14 protein-coding genes are annotated in these 21,942 nt (G+C 46.1%); 4 read left to right on the forward strand and 10 right to left on the reverse strand.

Going from position 1 to position 21,942, the window contains the following annotated elements; translation table 11 throughout:
• The first annotated feature begins 79 nt into the window (after positions 1–79).
• On the forward strand, positions 80–1,147 hold the full coding sequence (gene degS, locus VIC_RS04155) for an outer membrane-stress sensor serine endopeptidase DegS (RefSeq protein ID WP_006958029.1): 1,068 nt from the start codon (positions 80–82) through the stop codon (positions 1,145–1,147).
• A 50-nt stretch (positions 1,148–1,197) separates the two neighbouring features.
• On the opposite strand, the gene parC is transcribed toward degS, so the two are convergent.
• From parC to nudF, 6 genes are all read right to left on the reverse strand, one after another.
• Positions 1,198–3,468, reverse strand: coding sequence for a DNA topoisomerase IV subunit A (gene parC / locus VIC_RS04160; protein WP_006958030.1), 2,271 nt, complete (start codon positions 3,466–3,468; stop codon positions 1,198–1,200).
• A 3-nt stretch (positions 3,469–3,471) separates the two neighbouring features.
• Positions 3,472–5,352: a DNA topoisomerase IV subunit B gene (parE, locus tag VIC_RS04165; RefSeq protein WP_006958031.1), complete on the reverse strand. Its 1,881-nt coding sequence runs from the start codon at positions 5,350–5,352 to the stop codon at positions 3,472–3,474.
• A gap of 214 nt (positions 5,353–5,566) precedes the next feature.
• Positions 5,567–6,148: an esterase YqiA gene (yqiA, locus tag VIC_RS04170; RefSeq protein ID WP_006958032.1), complete on the reverse strand. Its 582-nt coding sequence runs from the start codon at positions 6,146–6,148 to the stop codon at positions 5,567–5,569.
• A 29-nt stretch (positions 6,149–6,177) separates the two neighbouring features.
• Entirely contained in the window at positions 6,178–6,996 is an 819-nt protein-coding gene (cpdA, locus tag VIC_RS04175) for a 3',5'-cyclic-AMP phosphodiesterase (RefSeq protein WP_006958033.1), read from the reverse strand.
• Positions 6,997–7,006: 10 nt separating this feature from the next.
• Positions 7,007–7,447: a DUF1249 family protein gene (locus VIC_RS04180; RefSeq protein ID WP_006958034.1), complete on the reverse strand. Its 441-nt coding sequence runs from the start codon at positions 7,445–7,447 to the stop codon at positions 7,007–7,009.
• On the reverse strand, positions 7,435–8,064 hold the full coding sequence (gene nudF, locus VIC_RS04185; RefSeq protein WP_006958035.1) for an ADP-ribose diphosphatase: 630 nt from the start codon (positions 8,062–8,064) through the stop codon (positions 7,435–7,437). The genes VIC_RS04180 and nudF overlap by 13 nt, the downstream gene beginning before the upstream one ends.
• A gap of 233 nt (positions 8,065–8,297) precedes the next feature.
• Here nudF and tolC point away from each other — a divergent pair, with 233 nt between their 5' ends.
• Positions 8,298–9,617: an outer membrane channel protein TolC gene (tolC, locus tag VIC_RS04190; RefSeq protein WP_006958036.1), complete on the forward strand. Its 1,320-nt coding sequence runs from the start codon at positions 8,298–8,300 to the stop codon at positions 9,615–9,617.
• 121 nt (positions 9,618–9,738) lie between these two features.
• On the opposite strand, the gene VIC_RS04195 is transcribed toward tolC, so the two are convergent.
• The 4 genes from VIC_RS04195 to mnmL form a co-directional block, all read right to left on the reverse strand.
• Positions 9,739–10,185, reverse strand: coding sequence for a hypothetical protein (locus VIC_RS04195; RefSeq protein WP_006958037.1), 447 nt, complete (start codon positions 10,183–10,185; stop codon positions 9,739–9,741).
• Positions 10,186–10,190: 5 nt separating this feature from the next.
• Complete coding sequence (gene arcB / locus VIC_RS04200; RefSeq protein ID WP_006958038.1) at positions 10,191–12,530, reverse strand: aerobic respiration two-component sensor histidine kinase ArcB; 2,340 nt, start codon at positions 12,528–12,530, stop codon at positions 10,191–10,193.
• Positions 12,531–12,611: 81 nt separating this feature from the next.
• On the reverse strand, positions 12,612–14,360 hold the full coding sequence (locus VIC_RS04205; RefSeq protein WP_006958039.1) for a sensor domain-containing diguanylate cyclase: 1,749 nt from the start codon (positions 14,358–14,360) through the stop codon (positions 12,612–12,614).
• A 47-nt stretch (positions 14,361–14,407) separates the two neighbouring features.
• The gene (gene mnmL, locus VIC_RS04210) at positions 14,408–15,367 is read right to left on the reverse strand and encodes a tRNA modification radical SAM protein MnmL/YtqA (RefSeq protein WP_006958040.1); all 960 of its coding nucleotides are present in this window, start codon (positions 15,365–15,367) and stop codon (positions 14,408–14,410) included.
• A 534-nt stretch (positions 15,368–15,901) separates the two neighbouring features.
• Between mnmL and gltB the strand changes: the two genes are divergently transcribed.
• Together gltB and VIC_RS04220 are read left to right on the forward strand one after the other, a co-directional pair.
• A complete protein-coding gene (gltB, locus tag VIC_RS04215) occupies positions 15,902–20,452 on the forward strand; it encodes a glutamate synthase large subunit (protein ID WP_006958041.1) in 4,551 nt (1,516 codons plus the stop codon).
• Positions 20,452–21,921, forward strand: a complete 1,470-nt coding sequence (locus tag VIC_RS04220) for a glutamate synthase subunit beta (RefSeq protein WP_006958042.1) — start codon at positions 20,452–20,454, stop codon at positions 21,919–21,921. Before gltB ends, VIC_RS04220 begins: the two co-directional genes overlap by 1 nt.
• Positions 21,922–21,942: the final 21 nt, after the last annotated feature.

The raw sequence follows: 21,942 nt of genomic DNA on the forward strand, positions 1-21,942 counted from the left end.
TCCTGCCGTCCTTTTGTTATTTTCTCATCTAATGCTATTCTTTCGCCACTTGTCTGAATTTTGAAGTGGTTAGGAAGATATGCTGCAATTCTTATTGCGTTCAATAGGTTTAGGGTTGGCGACAGCTGCGTTGTTGCTATTAGCTATCCCCTCTCTGCGTTCCACTATTCTTCCTCAGAATTTCCGCGATGAAATCAACATTACTTCCGCACAAGAAATCTCATTTAATAGTGCCGTCCGTAAAGCCGCCCCTGCGGTAGTGAACATTTACAGCCGAAAGTACAAAGAAGATGACCGTTCAAAGCTACTGACTCAAGGATTAGGCTCAGGTGTCATCGTCAGTGATAAAGGCTATATCATTACCAACTACCACGTTGTCGCTCAGGCCGATCAAATTGTCGTCGCACTGCAGGATGGTCGCGTCGCCGCAGCGCAATTAGTTGGGACAGACAGACGTACGGATATCGCCATTCTGCGTGTTGAAGGCAACAACCTTCCTGTTATCCCACTCAATCCGAACTATTCACCAACTGTCGGTGATGTAGTACTGGCGATCGGCAACCCATACAACTTAGGTCAAACAACCACTTTCGGTATCGTGTCCGCAACAGGCCGCTCTTCAATCAGTGCCGGCGGCCGACAAGCCTTTATTCAGACAGATGCTGCCATCAATGAAGGAAACTCTGGCGGAGCATTGGTGAATACACGAGGTGAACTGGTTGGTATCAACACTGCGTCTTTCCAGCAAGCGACAGAGCTTGAAACTTACGGTATTTCTTTCGCGATCCCTTACACTCTCGCCAATAAAATCATGCAGAAGATCATTGCCGACGGTCGTGTTATCCGAGGCTATATAGGTATCGACGGCCAAGATATTAATTCGGTAACTTCTCGTTTATTGGGTAATGAGCATTTAGGCGGCATTGTGGTACTGGGCGTTGATCCTAACGGACCGGGTGCTGAAGCAGGATTTCAGGCCCAGGATATTATTCTTAAAATTGATGGGCAAAAAATCAATGGTCGTCAAAGTGTAATGGATATTGTAACTGAATTGAGGCCGGGAACAACCGTCGATGTGCTCATCCTACGTAAGGGCAAAGAACAAACCCTTAGCGTCACGATCGCAGAAGATACCCGAGAAATTTAACCACTGAATGATAAAAAAATCCCATGCTCTTTGGCATGGGATTTTTTGTTTTATTCGCTTTCTTGCTCTGTCGCAGAGCTTTCTATTTCTATACGCGTCACTCGCTGCAACCCTCTCGGTAGTAAACTGCCTCGACGGCCACGCTCACCACGGAAATTGTCCAGATCTGCCGGTTTCAAACCTAGCTTACGCTTACCTGCATAAAGGGTTACTGAAGCCCCCTGAGGCAACGACATCAGATGTGATACCATTTCTTCGCGTTCTTTCGCTTTGGCTGCTGGGATATTGATAATCTTATTACCCTTACCTTTACCCAATTGAGGAAGATCCTTAATCGGGAACAGCAGCATTCGGCCTTGGTTGGTAATCGCTAAGATTTCATCATTATCTAGGTTACTAATGGTGTCAGGAGTCATCACTTCCGAATTTTGTGGGAGTGTGACCAATGCTTTACCACTGCGGTTTTTCGATAAAAGATCACTGCCTTTACAAACGAAACCATAGCCCGCGTCAGAACCCACTAGCCATAATTGATCTTCTTCGCCCATTACCACATGACGAATGTTAGTCCCTGCATTAATGTTCAGACGTCCAGTGATCGGCTCCCCCTGACTACGCGCAGACGGCAGAGAATGCGACTCAAGCGAGTAACTTCGACCATCACTGCCGAGGAATACTGCTTGCTGATTACTCTTACCACGAGCATGGGCCAGATATTTATCACCAGACTTATAGTTAAGTCCTTCGGCGTCGACATCATGACCTTTAGCGTGACGAATCCAGCCTTTGTCTGAAAGCACAACGGTAATTGGTTCACTCGGGACAAGGTCTCGTTCAGTCAAGGCTTTCGCTTCAGCACGCTCAACAAGAGGAGAGCGGCGATCATCACCGTATTTCTCTGCATCCGCTTTGATTTCTTTCTTCAATAGCGTATTCAGACGTCGCTCAGAGCCCAGTAACTGTTCAAGCTTTTCACGCTCTTTTTCTAGCTCTTCCTGCTCACCACGGATTTTCATCTCTTCCAACTTGGCAAGATGACGAAGTTTGGTGTCAAGAATCGCGTCAGCCTGAATATCCGTAATGCCGAAACGAGCCATCAGTACGGCTTTTGGATCGTCTTCAGTGCGGATGATCTCAATCACTTCATCCAAGTTGAGGTAAGCAACCAACAAACCTTCAAGAATATGCAGACGTGCAAGGACTTTATCCAAGCGATGCTGCAAGCGACGGCGCACAGTTGCGCGACGGAACTCAATCCACTCTGATAAGATCTGAACCAGACCTTTCACCTGTGGACGGTTATCGAGACCGATCATGTTGAGGTTAACGCGGAAGTTTTTCTCCAGATCTGTCGAAGCAAACAGGTGGTTCATCAACTGATCGCAATCGATACGATTTGAACGAGGAACAACAACAATACGCGTCGGGTTTTCATGATCCGATTCATCACGCAGGTCATCGACCATTGGTAGCTTCTTCGCTCGCATCTGGCTGGCAATCTGCTCGAGCAGTTTAGCGCCTGAAACCTGATGTGGCAGTGCCGTGATAACAATATCACCGCCCTCTTTATGCCAGACCGCGCGCATTTTAATACTGCCACGCCCCGTGCGATAGATCTTCTCCAGCTCAGCTTTCGGCGAGATAATCTCTGCTTCTGTCGGGTAATCTGGCCCCTGAACAAAGTTCATCACATCGGCTAATTCTGACTTCGGATTGTCGATCAGATGAATGGTTGCATCAGCAATTTCACGCACATTGTGTGGTGGAATATCAGTCGCCATACCAACCGCAATACCCGTCACACCGTTAAGTAAAATGTGAGGAAGGCGAGCAGGCAGCATTTGAGGCTCTTTCATTGTGCCATCAAAGTTCGGCTGCCATTCAACCGTGCCCTGACCAAGTTCACCAAGCAGAACTTCTGCAAACTTGGACAGTTTCGCTTCGGTATAACGCATCGCTGCGAAAGACTTAGGGTCGTCCGGCGCACCCCAGTTACCCTGACCGTCAACCAATGGGTAACGATAAGAGAACGGCTGAGCCATTAACACCATAGCCTCGTAACACGCCGAGTCTCCATGTGGGTGGTATTTACCCAACACATCACCAACCGTACGTGCCGATTTTTTGTACTTTGCTGCTGCCGAAAGACCAAGCTCCGACATCGCATAAATGATTCGTCGCTGAACCGGTTTTAAGCCATCGCCAATGTATGGCAAGGCGCGATCCATAATGACGTACATTGAGTAATTTAGATAAGCGTCTTCAGTGAACTTGCGCATTGGCAACTGTTCAACGCCATCGTATGTAATTTCCGTAGACATTCGTTAAACCTCTGCCAAATCACCGTTGTTCTGTAACCAAGAGCGTCGGTCATCCGCGCGTTTCTTACCGAGCAGCATATCCATCATTTCCATGGTCGCTTGAGAGTCGTCAATGGTTAACTGAACCAGTCGACGTGTATTCGGATCCATCGTGGTTTCACGCAGTTGAAGTGGGTTCATTTCACCCAGACCTTTAAATCGCTGAACGTTGATCTTGGCTTTCTTCTTGGATAATCGCTCTAGAACACCCTCTTTCTCATCGTCATCAAGCGCATAAAAAACTTCTTTACCACAATCGATTCGATACAGAGGCGGCATCGCCACATAGATATGGCCTGCTTCGACTAACGCTTTAAAGTGACGGGTAAAGAGCGCGCACAAGAGCGTCGCAATGTGCAAACCATCCGAGTCCGCATCGGCTAAGATACAGATCTTGCCGTAGCGTAGGCTCTCTAGATTGTCGCTGTCAGGGTCAATACCCAAAGCAACGGAAATATCATGAACTTCTTGGGACGCAAGCACCTGATCTGCAGACACTTCCCAAGTGTTAAGGATCTTACCACGCAGTGGCATTACCGCCTGAAACTCGCGATCACGGGCCTGTTTTGCCGAGCCACCTGCCGAGTCACCCTCGACGAAGAAGATTTCAGTACGATTCAGATCTTGCACCGAGCAGTCCGTCAGCTTACCTGGTAGTGCTGGGCCTGAAGCCACTTTCTTACGTACCACTTTTTTGCTCGCGCGCATGCGGCGGTGAGCATTGGCAATACACACTTCAGCGAGGAGCTCAGCAAGCTGTGGTTTCTCATTCAACCATAGGCTGAATGCGTCTTTCACCACACCAGAAACGAACGCTGCTGTTTGGCGAGAAGAAAGGCGCTCTTTAGTCTGACCGGCAAATTGAGGATCTTGCATCTTAACTGATAAAACGTAAGAGCAACGATCGAAAACATCGTCGCCAGTCAGCTTAACACCACGAGGCAGCAGGTTACGGAATTCACAAAACTCACGCATTGCATCAAGCAGACCCTGACGCAAACCATTCACGTGCGTACCGCCCTGTGCAGTAGGAATGAGGTTGACGTAGCTTTCGGTGATCATCTCACCACCTTCCGGCTGCCAAATCACGGCCCAGTTTGCCGCTTCTGTTTCAGCAGAAAACTCGCCAGTAAATGGCTCTTCAGGCAAGACGGTATAGCCTTTCACGCCTTCCGCAAGGTAGTCTTTAAGACCATCTTCATACAGCCACTTGTGCTCGTTACCATTGACCTTATCGGAGAAGGTAATTTCCAATCCCGGACAAAGTACAGCTTTAGCACGAAGGTTGTTAATCAGACGGGTTACTGAGAAATTGGCCGAATCAAAATACTTAGCATCAGGCCAAAAATGGACGCTGGTACCTTTGTTACGACGCCCACAAGTGCCCGTCACCGTTAAGTCAGATACCTTGTCGCCATGCTCAAAGGCAATTTCATATACCTGACCATCTCGACGCACCGTTACTTCAACACGTTTTGATAACGCGTTGACAACCGAAATACCTACACCGTGAAGACCACCAGAGAATTGGTAGTTTTTATTGGAAAACTTACCACCGGCGTGGAGTTTACAAAGAATAAGTTCAACACCGGAGACTTTCTCTTCCGGGTGAATATCAACAGGCATACCTCGACCATCATCGATCACTTCCAGAGATTGATCGGCATGCAGAATTACTTGAACTTTTGAAGCGTGTCCGGCTAGCGCTTCATCGACACTGTTATCGATGACTTCTTGTCCCAAATGGTTAGGACGCGCTGTATCCGTATACATCCCTGGTCGGCGACGTACTGGCTCCAAACCATTAAGAACCTCAATGGCCCCAGCATTATATTGTTCAGTCATAATACGGAATATCGTTATATAGAATAAATGGGTTACTGAGCCGGCAAGATTTTGTTCTTTTTATTAATTAGTCTAAAAAGTAGCAAAAACGACCAAACTCTCGTCGTTCTGAATCCAGCTCAGTACAGGTGAAACATAGTCTGGAAGAGAAGGAATGATGTCAAGCGAGATAACTAAGTAACCGCTAAAATTATGACTCTTCCCTCAATGAATACTAGAGCTGAAGGAATTTGATAATTTGTTGAGGGTAACGTTCGAAGTTAACAAAACTATGGTCGCCTCCCTCTTCAACAGTCTGCTTAGCACCTAAGAATTTCTCAACCGCCTGACGGTAGTCCAGTACTTCATCTTCAGTTTGTTGCAACAGCCAAAAGTCTTTAGCTTGTTTAATGATGGGCGTATCTAACGCTTTCAGCTCATCAATATGGACGCTTTCCAGCACATAGCGCTGGTGTGTATAAGGGTTTTCCTGCTCACCTAGATAATCAGCTAACAACTCATATGGCTTAACTGCAGGGTTGACCACAACCGCTTTAAAACCAAATTGCCTATTGAGCCACATTGACAAATAGCCGCCTAAAGAGCTGCCTATCAAGCCAATTTGATAGTCATCTTTATGTTGTTCGATTATGTTGAGCAAATATTCAGCGGCTTGCTGTGGAAAACAGGGAAGTTGTGGGACTACAACTTTGATATCCGGCCTATGCTGTTGGCAGTACTCTTTCATAACATTGGCTTTGTGAGACAAGGGAGAGCTGTTAAAGCCATGGATATAAAGAAGCAAAGAAGGTCGCATAGCAGTCCTTAATGTAGGTGAATTCGAAATCAATAACCCGCAGAGTTAAAGTCTGGTTGGAAACAACCAGCCGGTAAGCGTTTTACCTGTGTCTCTACCTCTCCGTTATCTCTTAGCAGCAACTCACGCCAACCTGGTGACTGATAATCTAGCGCAAAATCATCAGAGTTAGGTTTGAACTGCACGCAAGTAGAAGGTGTCGCCATCACACGTACGTCATTTCTCATGACATTCATGTCTTGGTGCACGTGACCACACAGCACCGCTTTAACATTATTATGCTGGTCAACCACCTGCCAAAAATCATCTGAATCTTTCAAGGTATGCTGATCCAACCATACACTACCTACCAGCAACGGATGGTGATGCAACAAAATCAAGGTATATCGCTCAGGGTACTGCGATAATTTTTCTTCCAGTAAGTTCAGCTGCTTATCACTTAACCTGCCATGTGGGACGCCCACAACTTGGGAGTCCAACATGATCATTTGCCATGTATCACCCAATAAGACATGGTCAATTTGCTGAATTTGCTGAGAAGGGATCACCGAATTCATACTCGGTTTAAAATCATGATTACCTGGTAACCAGAAGCATTTTTTCTTAAGAGGTACGATGCCCTGCTCGAAACGCTGGTAGGACACTTCGCTATGATCTTGGGAGATATCCCCCGTTGCCAACACTGCATCATAAGCGGGACTCTCTTCGACAATAGCGTCAACCACCGCATTAAAGCTGTCAGCAGTATTTACACTCAACAAGCTGCCATCTGTTGCTTCAAACAGGTGCGTATCTGTAATCTGTAGCAGTCTAATGCTGCCATCGGATGAGCATGACGTTACTTTCAAAACTAAAAACCTAAATATTGATCGGCGTCCGGCTGATACCATGCCTTAAACAAAAAGATAACCAATCCCCTAAAAAGCGGTTCAGTTGTACTTTTTCATCTTGTTGAACCATCTTATCGTTGGGGTACTCGTATCGAGCGTTGACTCTTTTTAAGTGCTCACATTCACACACTTCTGCAACACGAGCATCGTGGTAGAGCCTGACAGACATTTTTGGTAATGGAAATACCGGGATATCATCACTTTGACAAATATCGACCAAAGTTGTGTACTTTGTGACTTCGACCACTTGAATTTGATAGGTCATATTGGCGGCTTGGTAGCAGCGCACATCGCCCACCTTTGCCCGATGAGGAAGCAAAGCATTGAGCTTGGCGTAATTGGTTTCATAAGTCCGCATCAAATCTGACAAATCAACGTGATACGGCTTTTTTACTGCTACTTGTGCCATTGTTCTCTTAACGATTGGTGGTTTAGCTGCAACCATTGCAGTGCAATAATCGAAGCGCCATTTTCAAATTTACCTTCAACAATCCATTGATAAGCGGTCTCACGGCTCACCACATGAACTCGAATGTCCTCACCTTCATAGTCTAAACCATGAATTCCGTGAGCGGTTGAAGCATCCACTTTTCCGACGTACACATCCAGCTTTTCAGAACACCCGCCTGAGGACGGGTAATAAGATGTGACTTTAGCTAACTCCTCAACCGAAATCCCCGCTTCTTCAGAGGCTTCACGGCGAACGACTTGCTCTGGCGATTCATCGGTATCAATGATACCTGCAACAATTTCAAGCTGCCATGGATGAGCGTGCTCCAAAGCACCGACACGAATTTGCTCAATCAGAACGACCTGATCACTCACTGGATCATACGGTAACAACGCAGCAGCATGACCACGTTCAAACATCTCCCTCTCAATCACCTCACTCCAGCCGCCTTCGAACAATTTATGTCTGAAGCGATACTTAATCATCCTAAAAAAGCCCTTAAATAGAGTTTCTTTTGAGATAATTTCTACATCTTGTGGAGTAAATTCACTTTGTTGATTGTCAGATAGTTGCATTTGGCACCTCAGTGAGTGAATCTTATAGTTTACTCAGACAAAAGCTTAACTTCCAAGGACATGGCTCAACTTTTTATACAAATTTTGTATTCTGAGTTAAATTGATGAATTAAATATATTGCACAAGTGGATAGTTAAGTGTAAAAATTTGCAAAGTTTTGCGTGAATTAGCATCAGTATGAGTTAAACTCTCGATGAGTCACCTTTTTCATATTTTGGCAGGAATAGGACCTATGAAAAAACTGCTTCCACTATTTATCAGTGCAGCACTAGGCAGCTTAAGCACCAACGCTTTTGCTGACACACTGACGGAAATTTATAACCAAGCAAAAGAAAACGACCCAACATTACTTAGCGCAGCAGCTACTCGTGACTCTGCATTTGAAGCGGTGAACTCTAGCCGTGCCACCTTACTACCTCAAATTAACCTGACAGCAGCGTACGATATTAATCAAACCGAAACTGACAACGTTAATAAGGACAACGATGCGTGGAATGCCAATTTAGGGTTCACTCAAGAGCTTTACAATCGTTCAAGCTGGATCACGTTGGATACTGCTGAAAAAACTGCACGTAATGCTGATGCAACGTATGCAGCAGCGCAGCAAGCACTTATCTTGCGAGTAGCAACAGCCTATTTTGACGTACTAAAAGCCCAGGATAACCTAGTGTTTGTTCAGGCAGAAAAAGCCGCGGTAGGCCGCCAATTGGAGCAAACTAAGCAACGTTTTGAAGTGGGTTTGTCAGCAATCACTGACGTACATGATGCACAAGCACAGTACGACTCAGTGTTAGCAGACGAAGTGCTAGCACAGAATGATTTGATCAACAGCTACGAAGGCTTACGTGAAATTACTGGTCTAGAGCACACGAATCTGAACGTATTAGATATTGCGCGTTTCTCAGCAAGCAAAACAGATGCACCAGTCGATGCTTTGGTGGAAGAAGCACAACAGAAAAACTTAAGTTTGCTTTCTTCTCGTATTGCACAAGATATAGCACGTGACAAAATTTCACTGCAAAGCTCTGGCCACCTTCCATCGTTAACTTTAGATGGTGGTTATACGATGAGCGAAACTTCTCCAGATGCTGGAAACACTACAGAAACAGATACATTCAACGTTGGTTTGAACCTTTCAGTTCCAATCTACTCAGGTGGCGCAACTACCTCACTAACTAAGCAAGCACAATTTGATTACGTTGCTGCAAGCCAAGATTTAGAAGCTACTTACCGTAGTGTCGTTAAAGACGTGCGCGCCTTTAACAACAACATCAGTGCTTCGATTGGCGCACTGCGCGCTTATGAACAAACTGTGGTTTCAGCTAAATCTGCTTTAGAAGCAACAGAAGCAGGCTTTGATGTAGGTACCCGTACTATCGTCGACGTTCTTGACTCAACTCGTAACTTGTACGATGCAAACAAGAACCTATCTAACGCACGTTACGATTACATCCTAAGTGTGTTGCAGCTTCGTCAAGCTGTCGGCACGTTGAGTGAGCAAGATATCCTAGATATCAACGCAGGCCTCAAAGAAGCCCCAGCTAACAGCTAACAGCTAACAGCTAACAGCTAACAGCTAACAGCTAACAGCTAACAGCTAACAGCTAACACTGAAAAGTAAAAAGGTTGATGCTTTCGCATCAACCTTTTTTCATTCTTGGCTAACTCATTAACTAGTATACGGTGTCTATCACCACATCTTTTTCTACTAGCCACTCTACTTTGTCGCCGTTCTTAAGCATCAATGCGACATCGACTGGCTTGTCTGCATCCACCGCGAATTGCCACACAAAGGCAACTTCCCAATGGCTTTGATTATGAGTGCGTAAGTCGAGTAAATCACCATCAATAATCCAGCTATCTTCTCCCTGCTTAATTGAGATGCTCTCCACTTCCAGAGTCGCTGGCAACACTTTGTCTGACTGCAGATACAGGGCACCATGGAGCGTTTGATCTTGCACTTCACCTAAGGTCGGCATTTTATTCAGCCAAAGATTACTCTTTAAACTAACCGTCGCGTCTTCAACCTTGGTCTGGTTGTCTTGCTCCCAACCGACTGGCGCGGTTGAACACCCTGCTAAAAGCGCTGCGCCCAGCGCTACTAATGCTATTTTATTCATTGTTATCACCTTTGAGCCAACCACTCTTTCAGAGTTTGAATATCATTCTGATATTCATTCTTTATTTCTTCAACCCAGTCATCGATGTTTTCCCACCAAGCGGGTAAATCCGGTGACTGTGCTTTCTGAGCAACTTTCTGAATGTGCTTAAGGCCAATAGAACCCGCTGCACCTTTAATCTTGTGCGCTTCAGAAACAATGCCTTCTTGATGTTTTGCCGTCATGTTGGAATTCAGCACTTCGACGTATTCAGGCATCATATTCTCAAACATTTCAATGCTATCCAGCACAGGCTGTGAGCCGACGATCCCTACGTAGGACTCCAACATATCCAGATCTAGAACTCGACTAAACAAGTCATTGCCTTCTGAACTTTCCACCACAGTGACAGGCTCTGGCTGTTGGTAATCTTCATCCGAAGTAAACTTGGCAATCACTTCCTGAACCGCGGTCACCGATAGTGGTTTGCTAATCGCATCGTCCATGCCTTTTTCAAGATACTCATTTTTATTCTTCAGTACATTGGCTGTAAGGGCGACCAAAGGCGGCAAATCTTTATAAGTTTTACGATAAAATTCAGCAACATCAAAACCTGTCATATCTGGAAGCTGTATATCGAGGAAAGCCAGATCATAGATCTCTGGATCAAACATTTCGATAGCATCTTGCCCCGTCATTGCCACGCTAACTTCATGCCCCATACTCTCAAGTAACGAGCGAGCGACTGTAATATTCAGCTCAATATCTTCAACCATAAAGATATTGAGCTCCTTACGCTCAGCCGGAGACACTTCAGGCTCTTCCTCGACCACAGAGAGTGGGACATGAATGGTCACCGTAAAGGTACTGCCAAAGCCTTCTTCACTACTGACCGTAATATCCCCATCCATCATCTTAATCAGCTGTTTGGACACCGCAAGACCAATCCCTGTACCAACGGCATGTAGATTATCTTTGCCCGACTTAACCTGATAATACATGGCAAAGATCTTATCCAATTCTGCTTCTGGGATCCCGATACCACTGTCTTCGATTTCCATCGTGATGTTGGCATACTCTTCATCGACTTCAGCTTCAACTGTCATCACGACGCCACCTTCTTTGGTGAATTTCATCGCATTACTGATCAGATTCCACAGCACCTGACGTAGCCTTGTGGCATCGACATCAATTGCAGTAGGCAGATCGCTTAATCGTTCCAGATCAAATCGCAGCCCCTTCTGAGAAGCCATCAAGGCAGAGATACTTTCCATTTCCGCTACAAACTCTTCAAAATTCAGCGAAGAAGGGAACAGCTCCAGTTTGCGGCGATCAAACTTATCCATATCAATAATATCGTTGAAGATATTACCTAGGGTAATCGCGCTGACATTAATAGTTTGCATGTGATTGCGCTGCTCATCCGTCATCTGAGTATCCAACAGCATGCGGCTCAATCCGACAATTCCATTAAGCGGTGTGCGCAGTTCGTGGCTAATGGTTGAAATAAAGGTGGTCTTATCGCGACTGGCTTTTTTCAACGATTCTTCGTGGCGTTTGCGCTCAGTGATATCGCGGCCGAAGCCAACCAGCCCAAGGTGGCGGCCATCTTTGCTATAGAAAGGCACTTTGCGTAACTCAAAATAATTTTTGTGCCCATCTGGATATTCAAGCCACTGTTCGTATGTTAATGCTTGATTATCGGCAAAGACTTTTTCATCCGTATCGACAATCTGTTGAGCGACTTCTTTGCTGTAAACGTCCCATGGTGTCAGACCGACAAGCTGGTTCTCTTTTTTACCGGTCAATTCTTCCATTGCACGGTTACAGCCTGAGAAAACACCGTCTGCATTACGGTAATAGATAAGATCCGGAGAGGCATCAATGAAAGATCGTAGTAAAGCCGTTCGCTCAGCTAACTCTAGCTGAGTTCGCTCACGCTGATAAACCTCATTCTCGAGATCTTTCATCGCTTCTTCACGGGCTTCTTCTGCCTTAATCCGTTCTTCAATCTCTTGGTTCAGCTTTGAGATGTTCTGCTGCAGTTTATGGTTCAGCTCCTGATCTCGTGAGCGCATATCTTTGAGCTTGGAGACTAACTTGGATAATCGCTGACGGGACTCCTCAAGCTGATCAACCACGACAGAAAGGAAGTACACAGCCCATGGCGTAATCAATAGACCAAAAAACACTGAGCGAACAATGTCTATGTCATCGACATGTCCACTTAGCACCAAGGTAATGCCAACCTGAACTACAACGGCCAATGCGACAAGAGCCAAAGCAAGAAGAATAGAGAAACGCAAAATGCCAAGCTTGACCAAAAGATCGACATAATACTGAGCGAGGTTTTTTATAGGTTTCATTAGGCGCTCCGTGCGATAAGAATAGGTAAATATTACCTGTTTTCGATACGCGCGGCTAAGAGAACCGAAAGTCTTGGCGGGTTAATTCTCGGATGTGTGATGAACACAAGTCTGATTGCGCCCATTGGCCTTAGCTTGATACAACGCACTGTCGGCTAGAGCAATGAGACTCTCACTATTGTCATAAGGCTGCGGGATCATGGTCACTAGACCAATACTCACGGTTAAGACCGTTGAGACTTCAGAAGCTTTGTGCTCCAGAGCCAAACTAGCGATTTCATCATGAATCTTATCCGCCACTTGCTGTGCGCCTTCTGCCGTTGTGTTCGGCAAAATAAAACCAAACTCTTCGCCGCCATACCGAGCGACGCAGTCACTGGTGCGTGATAAGACCGCTTTAAAGACACCTGCGACTTTCATCAGCGCTTCATCACCCTCCTGATGACCATAGAAGTCATTGAAACCTTTAAAATAATCGATATCGCAGAGCATAATACTCAGAGGCTGACGTTCACGGACATGCAAAGGCCACAGAGTAGAGAGTTGTTCGTCAAAACGGCGCCGATTAGAAATTTGTGTCAAGCTGTCAATAAAGCTCAGGCGCTCTAGCTCTAGGTTTGCCTCTTCCAGTTTTTGTGCGGCAAGATAACGTTCAGAGACATCCCTCGCCATAATTAACACGCCATTAGTTCCTGAAGCAGGATCGCGGAAAGGAGATTTAACAACGTCATACCAAGTAAATTCGCCATTGCTGTTAATTGCTTTATCGATATAGCGCAATGACTTTCCTTCGTATAGCACCTTTTGATCCGTTTCCGACAAACGGCTATATACATCATCGGGGATGACATCTTGCAGTCGTTTACCAATAAGCTCATCAACATCGGAGATACCGAGCGCTCGGACAAAAGGCTGGTTACACGCTTGATACACCATGTTTTCATTGAAGATGCCTATAGAATCAGGGCTCGACTCGAGGATATTCTGCAAAATAGTATCACGCTGAGCCAAAGCGACTTCAGTATCACGACGTTTTTCCATCTCATCACGCAAGTTCTGCTGCATGTTGTGCCAATCCGTCACATCATGACTGATGCCGATACTACCCATTGTTTCCCCGGTAGAGGAAATCAATATATTCTGATAGGTTTCAAGTAAGCAGCTACGGCCATCGGCGTCCGTTGTCCAACGGCGTTTGTTTGCCCGTCCTTTCACAACACCTTTGATATCGGCACTCCCCTCTTGCGCACGCTCCCCCCAAAAACGTTCGAAGGCTCGGTTTGTCGAAATCAGTTCGCCTTCATTATTTTTGATGAAAACCAGCTCAGCTAAGTTATCCAAAGCACTGCGCACTACAGAAAGTGATTGAATTTCACGTACCATTTCATCGTGAGATGCTTGGTGAGAAGAAACATACAGTAGCCACGAAATGCGCCCTCGATAAACGGTTTTACGCCCACTAATATCCACTTTTATTCGGGTATTTTTAGAGATGCTCCACTCTATCGGGAAACGATTGAAGCCTTCCCCTGCAAACTGACTAATAGTGGACAACAAAAACTCTCGCGAAACCGTATCTGGCAAAAGAAAGGACTTACCTACTCGTCGGATAGCCAACAACTGCATTGCGTTCTTGTTAGAAAGAAGGAGTTTCCCGGACTGCGCTTCAACCAGAATCAAAGCTGTAGGTGCATCTTGAACCAACAACTCTATGTGTTTTTGCAATTGTGAGTAAACAAGCGCAGACAGCACGACAAAGAGTAAAATGACTACAAGGTCAAAACCATGTCCATGGGATGTATCCCATAACCAGTAAAACACCTGCTCCATTCTAATGCTCTATATCTATTAACCTAATACTAAGGTTACAAAAGATATCAGCTTATTGATGAGTTTTCTGTATTTATTGTTGGTTTTACATACACAAAAGGACGACCGATGGATGAACCTTGTGCACCTTCATGCTTAAGCGCATCGCCAATTTTCGTCATTGCTAACCAACGATTTTCACACCATAAAGGGGCAAGCAGAGTTGGGCGCCGGGCTGCCGATGAAACCCGATGAAACACAATCTCGGGTGGTGTCATGCGGATCATTGCGCTAGCAGTATCCACATATTGCTGCAGAGAGGGAGCATTAAGCTTGCCTGCCTTCCAAGCTTTAGCCATGGTACTACCTTCAACAATGTGCAAACTGTGAAGTTTGATCCCATCAGTTCCAACATCAATAACTTTACGCATCGTATCAATGTTATCTTGGTGAGTTTCTTTCGGTAGGCCAACTATCAAGTGGGTACAGACTTTAATACCTAAAGCTCTCGCTCGTTTGGCGATGCTAGCATAACAATTAAAATCATGGCCGCGATTTATACGCTTCAGGGTATCATTGTTCGCAGTCTGAAGACCGAGCTCTAGCCAGATCTCGAAACCTTCTCGTACATAACCAGACAGCAACTCCAATACAGCATCAGGCACACAATCTGGCCGTGTACCAACACACAGGCCCACAATATCGGCCGCTTTTATTGCCTGCTCGTACATACTCTTCAGAGTCTGAACTTCAGCATACGTACTGGTATATGCTTGAAAGTAAGCTAAATACTTCTTAGCCCTATGTACTTCCCCTGCACGATCTTTAAGTTGTTCAAGAATACTCTTTGTCTGAGTTTCTTCGTCTGCAAACGATGCAACATTACAGAAAGTACATCCCCCTCGACCTATGGTGCCATCTCTATTTGGGCAGCTAAAACCACCATGTAACGTCAGTTTGTGGACTCTCTCGCCATAACGACGCTGAAGATCTTGTCCAATCGTATTAACCAGCTCATGTAACTGCATAGTTTTTTCACAACACAAACAATAATGAATATCATTTCCATTAGTGTAATTAAATTACAGCAATGAAAAATTTGGAGGTGGAAATCTAGCGATTTAAAACAGAAAGGAAGTTATTTAAAGTCAATAAACATGCACAAAATGGAGAACAAAACCCAATTGTTAAGCAAAAGTTAAACATAATACCTATAACAACGGCTAAAAAAGTACTCTGCTAACTCGAATTTTGATTGCAATTCATCCTGACAAAATTGTAGGATAATTTCAGATTTTAGTTTTATTTGTGTAATAAATTACATATTTAGTTGCTAAAACATCGGTGTTTTCCAGCTCCCACCTATATAAATCACTAGATTGTGATACAAAAAACATGGATTTCACCAAGGATTGTTTTTCTCGCAATATTTTTCCTGCGAGATACGGAATGGAATCAAAGTCGCCAACCTAGGCAGGCTGCGAATCATAAAAATAAAGGACTGGACGCAAAACTAGTATCGGCTAGTACATTTGCGTCTACTGAACTGGAAGGATGTATCTATGGTAGATAGAGAGCAAAGTTCACAGGGTCTGTATACTCCTGAACTGGAGCATGACGCTTGTGGTATCGGTTTTGTTGCTCACCTTAAAAACCGTAAATCGCACGAAGTAGTAACTCAGGCATTGGATATGCTGGCACGAATGGAACACCGCGGTGGTCAAGGTTGTGATCCATGCAGCGGTGATGGTGCGGGTATCTTGCTACAAAAACCTCATGAATTCCTATTAGAAGAAGCCGTTAAGTTAGGCATTAAATTGCCTTCGTTTGAAAAGTATGGTGTTGGTGTCGTTCTTTTCCCGAAAGACGAATACAAACGAGAGCAATGCCGTGACATTCTAGAACGTAACGCACAACGTCTAGATCTTGAAGTTATCGGCTACCGCGTATTGCCAACCGATAACTCTATGATCGGTGCAGACCCACTAAGCACAGAACCTCAGTTTGAGCATGTGTTTATCTCTGGTGGTCCTGGCATCACACCTGAAGAGCTTGAGCGCAAACTGTACGTACTTCGTAACTACACTGTGCGTGTTTGCCTAGAAAGCGTTTCGAACATTGGTGACGACTTCTACATTAACTCAATGTCTTACAAGACATTGGTCTACAAAGGTCAGTTAACGACCGAGCAAGTACCTCAGTACTTCCTTGATCTGCAAAACCCGACCATGGTGACAGCACTGGCACTGGTACACTCTCGTTTCTCTACCAACACCTTCCCGAAATGGCGTCTTGCACAGCCTTTCCGTTACATTGCCCACAACGGTGAAATCAATACAGTTCGCGGTAACTTGAACTGGATGAAAGCCCGTGAAGCAATCTTAGAATCAGACCTGTTTACTCAGGCTGAAATCGACATGCTTCTTCCAATCTGTCAGGAAGGCAGCTCGGATTCATCTAACTTTGACATGGCACTTGAGCTCCTAGTTCTTTCTGGTCGTAGCCTGCCACACGCATTGATGATGATGATCCCGGAAGCATGGCAAGAAAACAAAAACATGGATCCTAAACGTCGCGCGTTCTATCAGTACCACGCGAACATCATGGAACCATGGGATGGTCCTGCTTCAGTATGTTTTACTGATGGTGTTCAAGTTGGTGCGACACTAGACCGTAACGGTCTGCGCCCTTCTCGCTACACAGTGACCAAAGATAACTTCCTAGTGATGGCATCTGAATCTGGTGTTGTAGATATTGAACCAGAGAACGTAGAGTTCCGTGGTCGTCTACAACCAGGTCGTATCTTCGTTGCAGACCTAGAGCAAGGTCGCATCATCTCTGATGAAGAAGTGAAAGACACCATTGCAACGGCACAGCCTTACGAGAAGTGGGTAGAAGAAAACCTACTGAGCTTGAAGAAGCTGCCAGATGCGAGCAACCAGTTCAGCCAACCTTCTCCAGAGCGTTTGTTGCATCGTCAGCAAGCTTTCGGTGTGAGCAATGAAGAAGTGAACGAAATCATCGTTCCAATGGCGAATGACGCGAAAGAACCATTATCAGCAATGGGTGCCGACTGGCCTCTTGCGGTTCTATCTCATCAGTCTCAGCACCTTTCAAACTACTTCAAGCAACTGTTCGCACAGGTAACCAACCCGCCGATCGACCCGATCCGTGAGCGCATGGTTATGTCGCTGAACACTTACTTGGGTAAAGACCAAAACCTTCTGACTGAAACACCACTTCACTGTCAGAAAGTTGAATTGGAATCGCCTGTTCTGGCGAACTCTGAGCTTGAGAAATTGCGTGCGATCGATAACGAGCACCTACAAGCGAAGACACTGGATATCGTGTTCCAAGCCAATGAAGATCAAGGCAAGCTTGAGCGCGCGCTAAAACGTATCTGCCAATACGCAGAAGACGCGGTTATCGATGGTTACTCAATCATCCTACTAACTGACCGTGCAGTGAACTCAAACCATGCGGCGATCCCAGCAATGCTGGCAGTTGGTGCAGTGCACCACCACTTGATCCGTAAAGGCCTACGTGCGAAGTGTGACATCGTGGTTGAAACCGGTGACGCGCGTGAAACGCACCACTTCGCAACGCTACTTGGTTACGGTGCGAATGCGGTTAACCCTTACCTAGTGATTGAAACCATCATTGAACTTCAACGTACGAAGAAGTTGGATCCAGAAGCGAACCCTCGCGATCTGTTCAACAACTACCGTAAAGCGATCAATGGCGGTCTTCTGAAGATCTTCTCGAAGATGGGTATTTCTACGCTACAGTCGTACCATGGTGCGCAAATCTTCGAAGCCTTGGGTATCCATAAGTCTGTTGTAGACAAATACTTCACAGGTACGGTTTCTCGTATCCAAGGTCTCACCCTTGATGATATCGCCAAAGAAGTGCTGATCCGTCACCGCATCGGTTACCCACAACGTGAAATCCCAATTCAAATGCTGGATGTTGGTGGTGTTTACCAATGGAAACAGCGTGGTGAGAAGCACCTATTCAACCCAGAAACCATTTCTCTACTGCAAGAGTCTACACGCAACAAGAACTACGATCAGTTCAAACAGTACGCGACAGCAGTAGATAAGCAAGGCGACAACGCGGTAACCCTTCGTAGCCAACTTGAGTTCATTAAGAACCCAGCCGGTTCTATCTCTATCGACGAAGTCGAGCCAATTGAAAGCATCGTGAAACGCTTCGCGACGGGTGCAATGTCATTCGGTTCTATTTCTTACGAAGCACACTCCACACTGGCTGTTGCGATGAACCGCCTTGGCGCGAAATCGAACTCTGGTGAAGGTGGTGAAGACCCAATGCGTTTCGAGCGCAAAGACAACGGCGACTGGGAACGCTCTGCAATCAAGCAGGTGGCTTCAGGTCGTTTCGGCGTAACCTCTTACTACCTAACCAACGCTGATGAGCTACAAATCAAGATGGCTCAAGGTGCGAAACCAGGTGAAGGTGGTCAGCTACCAGGCGATAAAGTAGACGACTGGATCGGTGCAACGCGTCACTCAACTCCGGGCGTCGGTCTTATCTCTCCACCGCCACACCACGATATCTACTCAATCGAAGATTTGGCTCAGCTTATCTACGACTTGAAGAACGCGAACCGCGCGGGCCGCGTAAACGTGAAACTGGTATCGGAAGCAGGCGTAGGTACGATCGCTTCTGGTGTAGCGAAAGCGAAAGCGGACGTTGTACTAATCGCAGGTTTCGACGGTGGTACTGGTGCATCACCAATGTCTTCAATCCGTCATACAGGTCTACCTTGGGAACTTGGTTTGGCAGAAACACACCAAACGCTACTGAAGAACGGTCTGCGTAACCGTATCGTGGTTCAAGCGGATGGTCAGATGAAGACACCTCGCGACCTTGCAGTGGCAACACTACTTGGTGCAGAAGAATGGGGCGTGGCAACCGCAGCATTGGTGGTTGAAGGTTGTATCATGATGCGTAAGTGTCATAAGAACACCTGTCCTGTCGGTATCGCGACTCAAAACAAGACGCTTCGTGAGCGCTTTGATGGTCGCGTAGAAGACGTAGTAACCTTCTTCCAATACATGGCACAAGGTCTGCGTGAAATCATGGCTGAACTTGGCTTCCGCACTATCGATGAGATGGTCGGTCAAGGTCAGAAGCTGAAGATTCGCCAAGATGTATCTCACTGGAAATACAAGAACCTAGATCTGTCTCCTGTTCTGCACGTGGAGCAAGCTCGCGAAGCCGATGGCGTATTCAACCAAGCTCAGCAGAACCACAATCTAGAAGAAGTTCTAGACCGCAAGCTGATTCAAGCAGCGATTCCTGCTCTCGAGAAAGGCGAAGCGGTAAATGCCGAATTCCCTATCGTCAACACGGACCGCTCTGCAGGTACCATGTTGTCGAACGAAATCTCGAAAGTGTACAAAGATGCTGGTCTACCTAAGCCAATGAACGTGAAGTTCAACGGTTCTGCGGGTCAGTCATTCGGCGCATTCCTAGCTAAGGGTGTGAAGTTCGAGGTGGAAGGTGATGCTAACGACTACTGGGGTAAAGGTCTGTCTGGCGGTACCTTAGTGCTCTACCCAGACGCGAAATCGAGCATTGTCGCGGAAGACAACATCGTAGTTGGTAACGTGTGTTTCTACGGTGCAACTTCGGGTGAGTCTTTCATTCGCGGTATGGCTGGTGAACGTTTCTGTGTTCGTAACTCAGGCGCGAAAGTCGTAGTAGAAGGCGTCGGTGACCACGGTTGTGAATACATGACTGGCGGTGCAGCAATTATCCTTGGTTCAACAGGTCGTAACTTTGCCGCAGGTATGAGTGGCGGCGTGGCTTACGTATGGGATAAATCAGGTGACTTTGAGTCAAAGCTGAACCCAGAGCTAGTAGACCTAGATCCAATCGAGCAAGAAGACAGAGATCTCTTACTCGACATGCTAACTAAGCATGTTCAATTCACAGGAAGTGAAGTCGCTCAGTCTTTCCTAGACAACTTTGAAGCTAGCCTAGCCTCTATGGTTAAGGTAATGCCGCGTGACTATAAAGCGGTTCTTCAAAAACGCAAAACTGAAGCACAGTCTCAAGGAAACGAAACTCAAGCGGAGGCCGTATAATGGGTAAGCCTACTGGATTTTTAGAGCATGGTCGTGAACTACCACAGAAGATCGACCCAGCTGAGCGCATCAAGAACAACAAAGAGTTCGTTCTAAACGAGGAGTTTGGTGACAAGATCAATACTCAAGCTTCTCGTTGTATGGATTGTGGTGTGCCGTTTTGTCATAACGGCTGCCCTATCGGTAACATCATCCCAGAGTTTAACGATGCAGTTTATCGTGATAGCTGGGAAGAAGCATGGAACATTCTAAGCTCAACCAATAACTTCCCAGAGTTCACTGGTCGTGTTTGCCCAGCTCCGTGTGAAAGCGCTTGTGTACTTGGCATCAACCAAGATCCAATCACTATTTGTAATATCGAGAAAACCATCGTGGAAACGGCGTATCGTGAAGGCTACGCCAAACCAAAAACACCACGTTCTCGCACAGGCAAAACCGTTGCGATCATCGGTTCGGGCCCTGCTGGTCTTGCGGCGGCTGAGCAGCTGAACAGCGCTGGTCATACTGTGACGGTATTCGAACGAGACGAGAAAGTGGGGGGTCTGCTGCGTTTTGGTATCCCAGATTTCAAACTGGGTATGGACGTGATTGATCGTAAGATCAACCTGATGGCAGAAGCGGGGATTGAATTCAAAGTTAACCAACATGTTGGTGTTGATGTGAATGCCCAGCAGCTGCGTCAAGAGTTCGATGTGGTTCTACTGACTGGTGGCTCAACCGTTCCACGTGATTTACCAGTTCCAGGCCGTAAACTAAATGGTGTTCACTTCGCAATGGAATTCCTAGGTCAAAACAACCGCCGCGCCAACAACATGGATCTTAAAACCGAAGAGATCCACGCGAAAGACAAACACGTTGTCGTCATTGGTGGTGGTGATACTGGTTCTGACTGCGTGGGTACCTCTAACCGTCATGGCGCAGCGAGCATTACTCAAGTTGAAATCATGCCGATTCCACCTGAGAAACGCCCAGCAAACATGCCTTGGCCACAATACCCAATGATTATGCGCACCTCAACATCACACGAAGAAGGTGTCGATCGCCATTGGAATATCTTGACCAAAGAATTCATCGGCAACGACCAAGGTCAGGTAACAGGTCTACGTATTGCAGACATCGTATGGCAAGATGCGAAACTAGGCGAGCGTCCAAACTTCAAAGAAGTAGAAGGCAGCGAGCGTGTGATCCCATGCGATATGGCATTCCTAGCGATGGGGTTCCTGCACCCAGAACCAACAGGCGTACTTGCTCAACTGGATATCGCACTAGATGATCGCGGTAACGTAGCAACTCAAGGTTTTGCTACTAACCAAGAAGGTGTATTTGCTGCTGGTGATATGCGAACAGGCCAATCTTTGGTGGTTCGTTGTATCAACGAAGGTCGCGAATGTGCCCGTGCTATCGATGATTTCCTAATGGGTGGAACTCATCTTGAAGCTAAATCCGATTCACTGATGTTATCAGCGTAAACCGGATGAAACCCAGAATCA

The organism is Vibrio coralliilyticus ATCC BAA-450 (assembly GCF_000176135.1).
Taxonomy (GTDB): Bacteria; Pseudomonadota; Gammaproteobacteria; order Enterobacterales; family Vibrionaceae; genus Vibrio; species Vibrio coralliilyticus.